This window comes from Chryseobacterium gregarium DSM 19109 (assembly GCF_000430845.1).
In the GTDB taxonomy this organism is placed as follows: Bacteria; Bacteroidota; Bacteroidia; order Flavobacteriales; family Weeksellaceae; genus Chryseobacterium; species Chryseobacterium gregarium.
Genome location: NZ_AUMU01000011.1, coordinates 92,999 through 105,614, shown reverse-complemented (window position 1 = coordinate 105,614; position 12,616 = coordinate 92,999). Strand labels below are relative to the sequence as shown.

The window sequence follows — 12,616 nt, the reverse complement described above, 5'->3', positions numbered from 1 at the left end:
TGAATTTTTTACCTTTGGACCGTCTAAAAATGATTATTTATGAAAATATTTAAAATCTTAGCAGTATCTGCAATGGTGTTGGGAATGACATCTTGTATCAGCAAAAAGCAGTATGATGCATTGAGCTCAAATTACAAACAGTGTATTGAAAACGTAGGGGAAAGACAGAGGGAAATTCAGGATCTGAAATCCCAGAATTCTGCTTTGTCGAGCGAAAACGGTTTGCTGAAAAGCCAGCACGACGCTTTGAAATCTTCATTGGATGCCTGTCTTTCGAATACAGGGAAAAGTTCGGCAAATATCGATAAGTTAGTGGGAGAGATCAATTCCTCAAACTCTTATATCAAACAGTTAATTTCAAGCAATGCCAAAAATGACAGCTTAAACCTGGCTTTATCTAACAAGCTGAAAAGATCTTTGGATAACGTAGAGGACGGCGATGTTCAGGTAAAAGTGCTGAAAGGAGTGGTTATGATTTCACTTTCGGACAAAATGTTATATAAAACCGGAGATTACAATGTATTGCCTGCCGCTCAGGAAGTGCTTGGGAAAGTGGCTAAAGTAATCAACGATTATGATAAATATTCCGTCCTGATTGAAGGGAATACGGATAATGCTCCTTTAAATTCCCCGAATTTACCGAGAGACAACTGGGACCTTTCTGCGTTGAGAGGGGCTTCTGTAGCTAAAGTTCTGCAGACTCAATTCGGTGTAGATCCGGCAAGAATTACAGCAGGAGGGCGTTCTGAATTTAATCCTAAAGCAACCAACATGAGCGTTTCCGGAAGAGCTGAAAACAGAAGAACGGAGATTATCATCATGCCTAAGCTGGATGAGTTCATGAAACTGATGGACATTACGCCAAAGAAATAATTTAAAACAACATTCAATCAATAAAAATAAATCCCGGACTGATTCGGGATTTATTTTTTTATCAGAGAGGCTATTTCTGCATCATCTGTATTTTTAATTTGAAGGATGTTCTGTATTAATCCTCCTTTTTACCTATATTTAAGTAATTTTGAATCGCAAAATTAATAGAATGAGCTTTTTTGAAGAAAAAAATCCGGAGATGGACCGGTATTTGGAAACACATGCTTCTTCGGAACCTGAAATTCTGAGGAAATTAAGACGGGAAACCTATCAGAAAACAACGCAGCCGCATATGATTTCTGGTTATCAGCAGGGAAGGTTATTAACCATAATTTCTCAGATGATCCGGCCGAAAAATATTCTTGAAATCGGGACTTTTACCGGATATGCCACGCTCTGCCTTACGGCAGGCCTTACCCATGACGGGAAAATAACAACGCTGGATGTAAATGAGGATTTAGCCTATCTTCCTGAAAAATATTTTGCCGAAAGTGAATATTCCGCGCAGATTGATTTTAAGCTTCAGGATGCCAAAGAATTTTTAAAAGAGACCGGTGAAATTTTTGATCTGGTTTTTATTGATGCGGATAAAGAGAATTATGCAGAATATTTCAGGCTTATAAAACCGAGAACAGCATCCGGCTCAGTGATTATGTTCGATAATGTTCTCTGGTACGGAAAAGTGCTGGAAGACAACCCGAAACAGAAACCCACACAGGTAATTAAGGAATTAAATGATTTGATTGCAAAAGATGATGATTTTGAAAATCTTATTTTACCTTTGCGTGACGGAGTAAATTTTCTCCGGAGAAAATAATCATTCAATAGTAATATAAATTGATGGATAAAGGAATTTGTATGGTTACCGTAGCGCCCGTTCGTGCAGAAAGTTCTGACAGAGCGGAAATTGTTACGGAAATACTGTTTGGAGAAAGTGCGGATATTCTTGAAGTCAATAAAAACTGGACCCGTATCAAAATGCATTATGACAGCTATGAAGGATGGATGGATACGAAGCAGCTGAAGTTTGTAACAGCCGAAGACCTGGTCAGGCGGAAAGTTACGGTAATCACTGAAGATTTTTCTTCCGTATTAATGCATGACGGAAAAATGTTGCTGTCAATGGGTTCGGAAGTTGAATTTCCTGCAGTTGCTTCCAGAAGGAGCCATGATGTACGTGAAAGTATTGCACTGACTGCCAAGGAGTTTTTAAATGTCCCTTACCTGTGGGGCGGGAAAAGTTACTTCGCTGTTGACTGCTCCGGATTTACCCAGCTTGTTTATAAGATTCATGAGGTGAAACTGCCGAGAGATACTTCCCAACAGGTAGAAGTGGGAGAGTCATTGACCTTTGTAGAGGAAAGCCGCCCCGGTGATCTGGCTTTTTTTGAAAATACGGAAGGAAAAATTATCCATGTGGGTATTATGCTGGATAACCAGAGAATTATCCATGCTTCCGGAAAGGTGAGGATTGATACGCTGGATTCTACAGGCATTTTCAACAAGGAAATAAATAAACATACCCATAAATTAAGGGTAATCAAAAACATTTTGTAATTTTTAACTCATCTGAAATGAAGGATATATTTCTGGTTATTTTTGATGTTTTTAATTTCGGCCTGCTGGTTTTTTTATGGAGATTTACCATAAAACACTATGCTGCTTTGCCGCAGACCATTCCTGTCCATTTTGATTTTGACGGTAAGCCGGACCGTTTTGGGAGCAAGAAATATTCTTTCCTGATGCCTGTTGTAGCAGGATTGGTATATATTCTGTTTGCATACGTAGTCAGAGATCCTGATTCCTCCAATTATCCCGTAAAAATTACGAAAGACAACCGGGAAGCTCAATTCCTGATTATGGAAACGTTCATACGTTGGCTATGTGCTTTGATTATACTGCTCTCCCTGAACAGTCAGGATTATATATTTCGCTATGCAGTTAACGAAAGAGCAAAGCCCAAGATTTCTATGGCAGTGACATTTTTAACCGTCATCGGAAGTCTGGGGGTCTTATTTGTTTTTGTAGGGCTTTTTAAATAACATTTAAAATTAAGGGCTTCTAATATTCATCCTTATCCATCGTAACAGAATAAAAATTTATAGAAACTAATGAATAAAACTTTACTTGATATTTCACAGACCAAGAATGCCCATTTATCGGACATACTGCTGAATTGGAAAAATCATCCTGCAGAAGAGGTGATTCTTTCTTTTTCAGAATTAAAGCGAAGGAATGTTCCGGTGAATGAATATATGCATAGCCTTATTTCTGAATTCTCGGAAAATCAGGGGAAGACATTTTCAGAGGTTGAGAGTGAATTTTTTGAAAGCAAAGGTGCTGAAAATTATTCTATGTACTATAATTCTAAAATTAAAGTTCTGGAAAAAAGTGATGAAGAAAAAATATATGCAGACAGGAAAAGAAGGCAGATGGCTGCTGAACTGAATAAAAAGGTAGAGAGGAAGTCCAACCGTGATGTTCTGTTCGGTGGCTTTTTGTTGCTGTTCGGTCTCATCGCTGTCTGGATTTCTTTCAGCAGCGGGAATAACGGGATTTTCGGCTTTGGAGCCGTATTTCTTGGCGGGGTAAAGATTGTCATTGGTTTAACGAAAAGTTCTTAAGATGGCTTTTTTATATAACTTATTTATCCATCTGCTCATCCTCGGGATGAAAATTTTCTCTTTATTCAATGATAAAACTAAAAAAGGCGTTGAAGGAAGAAAAGAATCATTGCAAAAAGTACAGAAAGCCTTTTCAAAAGCTGACCGGGTGATCTGGATGCATGCTGCAAGCCTCGGAGAATACGAACAGGGACTTCCCGTTTTAGAAAAATTAAAAGAAAAATTTCCTGATCATAAAATCCTTGTTACTTTTTTTTCACCGTCAGGATATGAGAATGTTGTTAAAAAGAAAAATATTGCAGATATCATCTGTTATCTGCCTTTTGATAAAAAGGCTTACGTAAAAGAATTCATATCACAGTTTTCCGTTGAACTGTTTTTTACGGTGAAGTATGAGTATTGGTATAACGTGCTTCAGGAACTGAAAAATCAGGGAGCTGAAACTTATGTTATCTCTGCTCTGTTCTATGATAGCCAGTCTTTTTTTACATCTTATGGAAAATGGTTTGTACAGCAGCTGCAGAAAAATATCGACTGGTTTTTTCACCAGACGCATCTGTCCTTTGCCTTGGCAAAAAGTATTGGTTTAACCAAGGCTTCCATAACGGGAGATACCAGATTTGACCGTGTAAAACAATTGAGGGACCGGGACAATCATGTTGATTTCATTAAAGATTTTATCGGGGATGATAAAGCTGTGGTTTTCGGGAGTTCGTGGCAGGCTGAAGAGAAAATTGCGGAAGAAGTTCTGCTGTCAAGCCCTTATGCAAAACTGATTATGGCCCCGCATGACCTGAAAAGGGTTCAGTACCTAAAACAAATGTTTCCTGATGCAGTTTTATATAGTGAAATAAGTGAACTGGATGAAAAACTCAGATCGAGGGTGTTGATTATTGACAGCATCGGTTTGCTGTCCAGATTATACTCTTATGCGGATATTGCCGTGGTAGGAGGAGGCTTTCATGAGGCGGGACTGCATAATATTCTTGAAGCAGCCACTTTTGGCGTTCCAGTGATTTTCGGTAACCATTACAGGAAAAACCCTGAGGCAGATGAACTGATTTCCGCAGATGGAGGAAAGGCTTTTGAAAATACCGGACTGGCCGCCGATTTCGTGATCTTCCTGATCAATAATGAAGATACCCTTCAGACAATGTCTGCCAATGCGGAGAAGTTTGTCAGCGAGAAACCGAATTCAACAGACTTAATCATCAGGAAAATGTTACCGTAAGAAACCCTGGCTTTTTATGTCTTTAATGATCAGGTCAAAGTGTTCCGGAATGTTCTCTGTCCTGAGCCAGTTGAAATCGATCTCGTTATTGATGAAAAGTTTTGATAAGTAATGGTTCCGGAGGATTTTTTCTTTCAGGCTTTCCAGTTGCTCATCAAATTCCATCCAGTAATCTTCATCCAGTTTTTTAATTAAAAGCAGTGACCTTACTGTTTTATTGATGAGGTAAAGGTAAAGCTTATAAACATTATCAAACCGCTGCCGGCTAAGATCTTCATTATGCATTAAAATCGCATCGACCAATAACAAATTAAGAGATACATCCCCGAATTTATCAGTGGTTATTTTAACATGTTCCGTAATTTCTCCGCTCATTTTCCGGATGATGGTCAGGAAATATTTAGGATTGCCTATATATTTCGAAGCTAACAGTACTTTCTCCTGGATATGTTTTTCCATGGCGCTTCTCTTATCATCCGTTGTTGCAGGATCGATAAGCTCGAAATATAATTTTTTGGATAACAGCGGGTCTTTCTTCAGCAGCCTGAAGATAAGCCGGTCCTTTTCTATACCTGAAAATGCGCTCAACGCAGCTTTAAATTCTTTTGAATATTCCATTAATTAAAATTTTTAAAATCTGTCAATGCGCTTTAAATGGTTTGATAGGACCGCATGTTTTTATGAATTCTTTTTTGCAGTGCCTTGCATTTTCATTGTTTGTACAAAATTAGTTTTTTTACAGAATATGGGTTTATTCCAATGTTCATTATTTATATAATAGAGGTTAAATTGAATATGATCTGCTTGATATTTTAAAAATAAGTGGCTTTAATATAAATTTTCAATAAAAAATTATTAAATACATCAAAAAAATTATAATTTTAGGGCTTCAAAATTTGATACATGAAGAAATTAGCGTTACTGTTTGCAGGCTTATCATTGTTCGTTGCTACCGGATGTGATGACGATGACAATAATAATACCATAGAATATCCTATTGTCGGAACATGGCAGCCCATAAAAAAAGTCGTTACCGTTGTTCCTATGGGAGATACTCCTGTTTCAGACGGGATTTCTTTTGATACTGACTGTCAGAAAACATCAAGATGGATCTTTAAGGAAGGCTCTGCAGGAAAAAGAACCGATAACGGTGACGGTTCATCACCCGGAACATGTCAGCCAACTTTCGACAGAAACTTTACCTTTACGTATGACAGGGATACTAAGGCTATCCAGGTTAAATATCAGGGAATCGTAGAGCCGGACAAAGGAAAAGTAACGATGCTCAATGAGACTACCTTAAATATCGCTTTTGAAGATACGACAGATCCAACGGAATTTCATTCTGAAACCTATACATTGAAAAGAATACCTCAATAGTAATCAGAAATGAAATACATTAAACAATATGAGATCTCATCTTCCGATGGGATTTTTGTTTTTATACTATTTAATTCAAAATTAAATTTCCATTTCTTTTAAAATCATTATTTTTGTGAATCTTGATTTTTGGAGTTAAAGAAATTTAAGTCTAATATCTAATTCTAACATCTAATATTTAATATAAAAGTGTTTTACGATCATCAGCAGATAGAAAAAAAGTGGCAGAAATATTGGGAGGATAACCAAACGTATAAAACTTCCGATCAGAGAGACAAACCTAAATTTTACGTCCTCGATATGTTTCCCTATCCGTCCGGGGCAGGGCTTCACGTAGGCCATCCGCTGGGATATATTGCCTCTGATATTTATGCGAGATATAAAAGACATCAGGGTTTCAATGTTCTTCATCCGGTAGGTTATGACAGCTTCGGGCTTCCTGCTGAGCAGTATGCGATCCAGACCGGGCAGCATCCTGCGGTGACTACGGAACAGAATATTACGAGATATGAAGAACAGCTGAGAAAAATCGGTTTTTCATTCGACTGGAGCAGGGAAGTAAGGACTTCTGATGCTTCTTATTATAAATGGACGCAATGGATCTTCATAGAGCTGTTCCATTCATGGTATAATAAAGATACGGACAGGGCAGAATCCATATCAACATTGATTAAACACTTTGAAATAAAAGGAACGGAAGGATTAAACGCCAATCAGAATGAAGACTTGTACTTTAAGGCAGAAGAATGGAATGCCGCTTCTGAAACTGATAAAGAAGATATCTTATTAAATTACCGTCTGGCATATAGGGCGGAAACAACTGTAAACTGGTGCCCTGCTCTGGGAACGGTATTGGCCAACGATGAAGTGAAAGACGGAAAGTCCGAAAGGGGAGGATTCCCGGTCTTCCAGAAAAAAATGATGCAGTGGAGCATGAGGATTTCCGCTTACTCTGAAAGGTTATTGCAGGGCCTTAAAACATTAGACTGGCCGCAGCCGTTGAAAGATTCCCAGGAATACTGGATCGGGAAGTCTCAGGGAGCCCAGGTAAGATTCGAGGTTGAAGGGCTGGAATCGAATAAAGACAATGACAGCTCCGAACTGGCAGCTGTTAATTATATAGAAGTATTTACCACCAGGCCTGATACCATTTTCGGAGCCACTTTTATGGTGCTCGCTCCGGAAAATCCCTTGGTCGAAACGATTACTACGGCAGAACAGAAAGCTGAAGTAGAGCAGTATATTGAAGAAACTTCCAAAAAAACGGAGAGAGACCGGATGGCTGACGTGAAAAATGTTTCAGGTGCCTTCACGGGAAGTTATGCGACCAATCCGTTCAGCAATAAAAGCATGCCGATCTATATTTCGGATTATGTTTTAATGGGATACGGAACGGGGGCGGTAATGGCTGTCCCGGCTCATGATGAGCGTGACCACAGGTTTGCAAAGAAATTTGATCTGGAAATCATAAAAGTGGTTGAAACTGACGAAGACGTTCAAGAAAAATCCTTTGATTCCAAAACAAGCACTTGTGTGAATTCCGATTTTTTAAACGGTTTATCGTATGAGGAAGCCAAATTGATGATTATTGCCACCATTGAGAAAAAAGGAATCGGTCACGGAACAACGAATTACAGGCAGCGTGATGCCATTTTCTCAAGGCAGCGGTATTGGGGCGAGCCCGTACCTGTTTATTATAAAGATGGAATGCCCTACACGTTACCTGTTTTGGCGCTGCCGTTAGAGCTTCCGGAGGTTGAAAAATATTTACCGACGGAAGACGGAGACCCGCCGTTAGGAAACGCAAAAGCTTTTGCCTGGGATGAAGCCAACCGCAAAGTGGTGTCTACAGATTTAATTGATGGAGAAACGGTTTTCCCGTTGGAATTGTCTACGATGCCCGGATGGGCAGGAAGTTCATGGTATTTCCTGAGGTATATGGACCCGCACAATGATGAGGTTTTTGTTAAAAAAGAAGCCGCTGACTATTGGGGACAGGTAGATCTGTATATCGGAGGAAGCGAACATGCCACCGGCCATTTATTGTATTCCCGTTTCTGGAATATGTTCCTAAAAGACAGAGGATACATTAATCACAATGAGCCTTTTCAGAAACTGATTAATCAGGGAATGATTTTGGGGATGAGTGCTTTTGTATATAGATTTAATTATAGTGCAACTAATATTTCTTCACCTAAATCACTCTTTATTTCTAAGAATATTGTTGAGAGAATAATTAAAGGTGATGACGTAGATTTACTTTCTAAAGTAATTACAAGTCATTTGGGGATTGACCTTAACTTGAAGTTAATTTTAACAAAAGAAAGTTTTCAACAAATCCATGTTGATGTCTCTTTATTAAAAGGAACTTCTGACGAATTGGATACGGAAGCTTTCAAAGCCTGGAGACCGGATTATGCGGATGCTGAATTTATTTTGGAAGACGGAAAATACATCACAGGCCGTGAAGTGGAAAAAATGTCCAAATCAAAATACAATGTGGTAAATCCCGATGATATCTGTGAAGAATACGGAGCAGACGGTTTGAGATTATATGAAATGTTCTTAGGCCCGCTGGAACAATCCAAGCCGTGGAATACACAGGGACTGAGCGGAGTTTACGGTTTTCTGAAAAAATTCTGGAATTTATATTTTAATGGCGAAGTTTTTGAAGTATCAGAAGAAGAGCCTTCAAAGGCAGAATATAAAATATTGCATACCCTGATTAAAAAGGTGGTGTATGATATCGAAAATTTCTCATTTAACACTTCGGTATCTTCATTTATGATTGCCGTGAATGAACTGCAAAAAATAAAATGCAGCAAACACAATATTTTAGAACCGTTAGCCGTTATAATTTCCCCGTATGCCCCACACCTCTGCGAAGAGCTCTGGAGCCTGCTGGGACATAAGAAATCTATTGAATTTGAAAAGTTCCCTGCACTGGACGAATCTTATTTGATAGAGGACGAAATTCAGTATCCGGTAAGTTTTAACGGTAAAGTGAGATTTAAAATTTCATTAGCTGCGACATTGTCACCAAAAGAAGTTGAAGATATCGTCATGACTGATGAAAGGGCAGTTCAGTTTTTAGAAGGAAATGTACCGAAAAAAGTAATAGTGGTACCTAGAAAAATCGTAAACATCGTAATTTAAGATAAAATTAACATTGGTGATTTGAAAATTTAAATCCGATAAAATTTTAAATATTTTAACATATTTTAGAAAAATTGCAAATATTAATAAAATATGTACCTTTAATTGCAATATCGGAAGTGTATTAAATTTTTGTTATCAAAAAAAGACAAAATGTTTATTTAAGACTATTGCATTTTAAATAATTTTGCCTTTATTTTACAGCTTTAAAACTTTAAAACAATATAATTTAGTTAAATATGGAAATGAATGTTTCAAAAAATGATGAGCAATTAGTTGCTAGAAAGGCGGGAGGTTTAAATCCAGCTATTATTATTCCTATCATCTTAGCTATAGGGATTTGTATTTATTTATTCGTTCTGGGAAGCCCGGGAAATTTTAAAGATGCGGATAAGCTTGGTGGAGCGTCTGTTGCTTTCTCCGATGTTGAAGGAAAAGACATTCATCCGGATTCGTTTTTAGGAATTATCTATAAGGGAGGGGTGATTGTACCGATCTTGATTACTTTCATGCTTACGGTAGTGGTTTTCTCTTTCGAAAGATATTTCGTTCTTAGCAAAGCTGCCGGAAAAGGTAACTTAGACAATTTCGTTGTACAGGTAAGAAGCTTGTTAAATCAGAACAAAGTTGACGAAGCTTTAGAAGAGTGTGACAGACAGCAAGGTTCTGTTGGTAATGTAGTGAAAGAAGGTCTTACAACGTACAAAGCTTTATCTCATGACACAACACTAAACAAAGAGCAGAAAATGGTAGCGCTTAACAAAGCGATTGAAGAAGCTACAACGCTTGAAATGCCGATGCTTGAGAAAAATATGATGATCCTTTCTACCCTAGGTACTGTTGCTACCCTAATTGCACTGCTTGGAACGGTAATCGGGATGATCAAGGCCTTCTTTGCATTAGGTTCAGGAGGAGGTACTCCGGATGCTGCTGCACTTTCTACCGGTATTTCTGAAGCCTTGATCAACACGGCATTAGGTATTGGTACTTCAGCTATCGCTATTATGCTTTATAACTACTTTACTTCTAAAATTGACGGATTGACTTATAAGATCGACGAGATCGCCATGAGTATCCAACAGTCTTTCGCTGAATTCAACTAAGAATCAGCAGAGCACCTGCATTAAGTAACAGAAGTTTAATTAAAAATTATTAATAATAATGGCGAGAGTCAAACCAAAAAGACATGGAGTAGTTACGGATATGACGGCGATGTGTGACGTTGCATTCCTACTGCTTACATTCTTTATCTTGACCACTCAGTTTAAGAAACCTGACGTGGAGCAGATCAAACCGCCATCTTCAATATCAGAAAAGATACTTCCTGATGCCAGCTTGATGACCATCAATGCAACATCGGACGGGAAATTTTACTTCCAGCCGGTAGAAAACGCATCAGAGAGATTAAAGCTTTTAGACAATATGGGTAAAAAGTATGGTATTACTTTTGACAATAACGAAAAAGCTGCATTTCAGAAAGTACAGGCTATTGGGGTTCCTATGAACCAACTCAAAAGCTATCTTGATTTGCCAGATGACGCGCAGAAGAGTTTCAAGAGTCCTACAGGGATTCCTATGGACAGTACAAATAAGCAATTGGTGGACTGGGTAAAAGAAAGTTTAAACGTAAATCCTGAATACAAATTAGCGATTAAAGGAGACGTTACTACTGAATATCCAAAAGTTAAAAGCCTATTTGAGGGTTTAAGAGATATTGATTTTCTTAAATTTTGGTTGATTACATCACAAGAAGGTAAACCTAATGAATAATATCATTTAGAAATGGCAGAAGTACAAGTACAGGAAAAAGGCGCCAAAGGCGGCAAGGTACGTTCCAAGAAACAGAGTACCAGAGTCGATATGACTCCGATGGTGGACTTGGGTTTTCTATTGATTACCTTCTTTATGTTCACAACCACATTCTCTAAACCGAATGTCATGGATTTGGGTCTTCCGGCTAAACCGAAAGATGAAACTAAAAAACCACCTCCAACAGAAATTAAGCTTTCAAATTCCATTTCTTTATTGTTAGGAAAAGACAATAAGATCTTCTGGCACCAACAGGACAATACGTCTTTAACGGACCAGACTCTTAATGAAACTAACTTTGACAGAGAGGGAATCAGAAAGATTATTGAGCAGGCAAAAGCAAGAGCGGCAGATAAAACCAAGTTTACGGTGATTATCAAACCGACTGACGATGCTGTATATAAAAACTTTGTTGATATTCTTGATGAAATGGCCATTACAAAGAGCGAGCAGTACGGAGTTACTGATGTTAAGCCTTGGGAAAAAGCCATTTATGATAAGAAAGTCGGTAACTCAGGAGCTTCTGCAGCACCTGCAACGAAGTAATTTAACCATAAAATTGTAAATCTATGGCAAACGAAAATGCATATGATCCTAATCTAACATTAGATGAGATCGTATTTGAAAATAGAAACAAGGCATATGGTGCATACGATCTAAGAAATCAGTATCCTAGGCTTCTGACAAAATCTTTTATCGTTGGGACAGCATTATTCCTTATTGCGGCTTTGTCTCCTTTTATTTATCTTACGATTAAGAGGCTTACTGAACCTCCTAAACAGGAAGTGAAGGCTGACTTGATTAATATTCTTGAGGATGATCCGATTATCGAGCAGCCGAAAGAAGAAGAACCACCTCCGCCGCCACCTCCGAAAGAGGAAGAGAAAATTGAGGTTATTCAGAATGTGGTTCCTGAACCTGTAAAAGCTCCGAAAATTGAAACTCCACCACCGCCGATTTCCAAGCAATTGGAAACCCAGACTGGTCTGGTAGCTCAGGAAGGGGTAAAAGCTCCGGCTTATACACCGCCGCCGCCGCCACCGTCAAGTGGAAAAGGCAATGCAGTTGAGCTTAAGCCTCAGGTAAGCGATACCCAGGTATATACGGAAGTTGAGCAAACTGCTGAATTCCCTGGAGGTATCAATGCTTTCAGAAATAAGGTTTCAGGTAACTTTGACGGTTCTGCAATGAACGGAGACGAAGGTACGGTAAAAACTGAAATTACTTTCGTTGTAGAAAGGGATGGAAGTATTACAGACGTTAAAGCTTCCGGAAAAAATTCGGATTTTAATTCTGAAGCGATCAGAACGATCAAATCAATTAAAAACAAATGGACTCCGGCTAAAATTAACGGACAGTCTGTACGTTACCGATTCAGATTACCTCTGACGATGAACTTTGAAGGATAATTAATACGTTATCTTTAAATAATAATTAAAAAAGGGAAGCTTATGCTTCCCTTTTTATTTTTTTTGGTATTTTTGCTCTATGATGTTCAATTGGTTATCCCTGATTACGGGGTTATTTTATATCGTTCTCGGAG

At 38.3% G+C, this 12,616-nt stretch carries 13 protein-coding genes; 12 read left to right on the top strand and 1 reads right to left on the bottom strand.

The window, feature by feature from the left end; translation table 11 throughout:
• Window positions 1-39 precede the first annotated feature (39 nt).
• The 6 genes from H561_RS0113555 to H561_RS0113530 all read left to right on the top strand — a co-directional run bounded on the left by H561_RS0113555 (window position 40) and on the right by H561_RS0113530 (window position 4,728).
• Entirely contained in the window at window positions 40-873 is an 834-nt protein-coding gene (locus H561_RS0113555; protein ID WP_027387503.1) for an OmpA family protein, read from the top strand.
• Window positions 874-1,042: 169 nt separating this feature from the next.
• A complete protein-coding gene (locus H561_RS0113550) occupies window positions 1,043-1,690 on the top strand; it encodes an O-methyltransferase (RefSeq protein ID WP_027387502.1) in 648 nt (215 codons plus the stop codon).
• A 23-nt stretch (window positions 1,691-1,713) separates the two neighbouring features.
• On the top strand, window positions 1,714-2,430 hold the full coding sequence (locus tag H561_RS0113545) for a C40 family peptidase (protein WP_027387501.1): 717 nt from the start codon (window positions 1,714-1,716) through the stop codon (window positions 2,428-2,430).
• A 17-nt stretch (window positions 2,431-2,447) separates the two neighbouring features.
• Window positions 2,448-2,915, top strand: a complete 468-nt coding sequence (locus H561_RS0113540; protein WP_027387500.1) for a DUF1648 domain-containing protein — start codon at window positions 2,448-2,450, stop codon at window positions 2,913-2,915.
• A 69-nt stretch (window positions 2,916-2,984) separates the two neighbouring features.
• Window positions 2,985-3,497 (top strand): hypothetical protein, encoded by a 513-nt coding sequence (locus tag H561_RS0113535; RefSeq protein ID WP_027387499.1) that lies wholly within the window; start codon window positions 2,985-2,987, stop codon window positions 3,495-3,497.
• A gap of 1 nt (window position 3,498) precedes the next feature.
• Window positions 3,499-4,728 carry a 3-deoxy-D-manno-octulosonic acid transferase gene (locus tag H561_RS0113530; protein WP_027387498.1) on the top strand — a complete coding sequence of 410 codons (1,230 nt, stop codon included), beginning with the start codon at window positions 3,499-3,501 and terminating at the stop codon, window positions 4,726-4,728.
• Here the strand turns inward: H561_RS0113530 and H561_RS0113525 are convergent.
• The gene (locus H561_RS0113525) at window positions 4,720-5,346 is read right to left on the bottom strand and encodes a deoxyuridine 5'-triphosphate nucleotidohydrolase (RefSeq protein ID WP_027387497.1); all 627 of its coding nucleotides are present in this window, start codon (window positions 5,344-5,346) and stop codon (window positions 4,720-4,722) included. The genes H561_RS0113530 and H561_RS0113525 overlap by 9 nt on opposite strands.
• A gap of 285 nt (window positions 5,347-5,631) precedes the next feature.
• Here H561_RS0113525 and H561_RS0113520 point away from each other — a divergent pair, with 285 nt between their 5' ends.
• From H561_RS0113520 to H561_RS0113495, 6 genes are all read left to right on the top strand, one after another.
• On the top strand, window positions 5,632-6,108 hold the full coding sequence (locus H561_RS0113520) for a lipocalin family protein (protein ID WP_027387496.1): 477 nt from the start codon (window positions 5,632-5,634) through the stop codon (window positions 6,106-6,108).
• Window positions 6,109-6,297: 189 nt separating this feature from the next.
• Entirely contained in the window at window positions 6,298-9,264 is a 2,967-nt protein-coding gene (locus H561_RS0113515) for a leucine--tRNA ligase (protein ID WP_027387495.1), read from the top strand.
• Window positions 9,265-9,503: 239 nt separating this feature from the next.
• A complete protein-coding gene (locus H561_RS0113510) occupies window positions 9,504-10,367 on the top strand; it encodes a MotA/TolQ/ExbB proton channel family protein (protein WP_027387494.1) in 864 nt (287 codons plus the stop codon).
• Window positions 10,368-10,425: 58 nt separating this feature from the next.
• A complete protein-coding gene (locus H561_RS0113505; RefSeq protein WP_027387493.1) occupies window positions 10,426-11,034 on the top strand; it encodes an ExbD/TolR family protein in 609 nt (202 codons plus the stop codon).
• A gap of 12 nt (window positions 11,035-11,046) precedes the next feature.
• Window positions 11,047-11,619 (top strand): ExbD/TolR family protein, encoded by a 573-nt coding sequence (locus H561_RS0113500; RefSeq protein ID WP_027387492.1) that lies wholly within the window; start codon window positions 11,047-11,049, stop codon window positions 11,617-11,619.
• 23 nt (window positions 11,620-11,642) lie between these two features.
• Entirely contained in the window at window positions 11,643-12,482 is an 840-nt protein-coding gene (locus H561_RS0113495) for an energy transducer TonB (protein WP_027387491.1), read from the top strand.
• Window positions 12,483-12,616 lie beyond the last annotated feature (134 nt).

Bases quoted from the DNA above. Each gene is read 5' to 3' on its own strand.
- H561_RS0113545 (WP_027387501.1), top strand. From the start codon at position 1,714: ATGGATAAAGGAATTTGTATGGTTACCGTAGCGCCCGTTCGTGCAGAA.
- H561_RS0113500 (WP_027387492.1), top strand. From the start codon at position 11,047: ATGGCAGAAGTACAAGTACAGGAAAAAGGCGCCAAAGGCGGCAAGGTA.
- H561_RS0113550 (WP_027387502.1), top strand. From the start codon at position 1,043: ATGAGCTTTTTTGAAGAAAAAAATCCGGAGATGGACCGGTATTTGGAA.
- H561_RS0113495 (WP_027387491.1), top strand. From the start codon at position 11,643: ATGGCAAACGAAAATGCATATGATCCTAATCTAACATTAGATGAGATC.
- H561_RS0113520 (WP_027387496.1), top strand. From the start codon at position 5,632: ATGAAGAAATTAGCGTTACTGTTTGCAGGCTTATCATTGTTCGTTGCT.
- H561_RS0113530 (WP_027387498.1), top strand. From the start codon at position 3,499: ATGGCTTTTTTATATAACTTATTTATCCATCTGCTCATCCTCGGGATG.
- H561_RS0113540 (WP_027387500.1), top strand. From the start codon at position 2,448: ATGAAGGATATATTTCTGGTTATTTTTGATGTTTTTAATTTCGGCCTG.
- H561_RS0113525 (WP_027387497.1), bottom strand. From the start codon at position 5,346: ATGGAATATTCAAAAGAATTTAAAGCTGCGTTGAGCGCATTTTCAGGT.
- H561_RS0113510 (WP_027387494.1), top strand. From the start codon at position 9,504: ATGGAAATGAATGTTTCAAAAAATGATGAGCAATTAGTTGCTAGAAAG.
- H561_RS0113535 (WP_027387499.1), top strand. From the start codon at position 2,985: ATGAATAAAACTTTACTTGATATTTCACAGACCAAGAATGCCCATTTA.
- H561_RS0113505 (WP_027387493.1), top strand. From the start codon at position 10,426: ATGGCGAGAGTCAAACCAAAAAGACATGGAGTAGTTACGGATATGACG.
- H561_RS0113555 (WP_027387503.1), top strand. From the start codon at position 40: ATGAAAATATTTAAAATCTTAGCAGTATCTGCAATGGTGTTGGGAATG.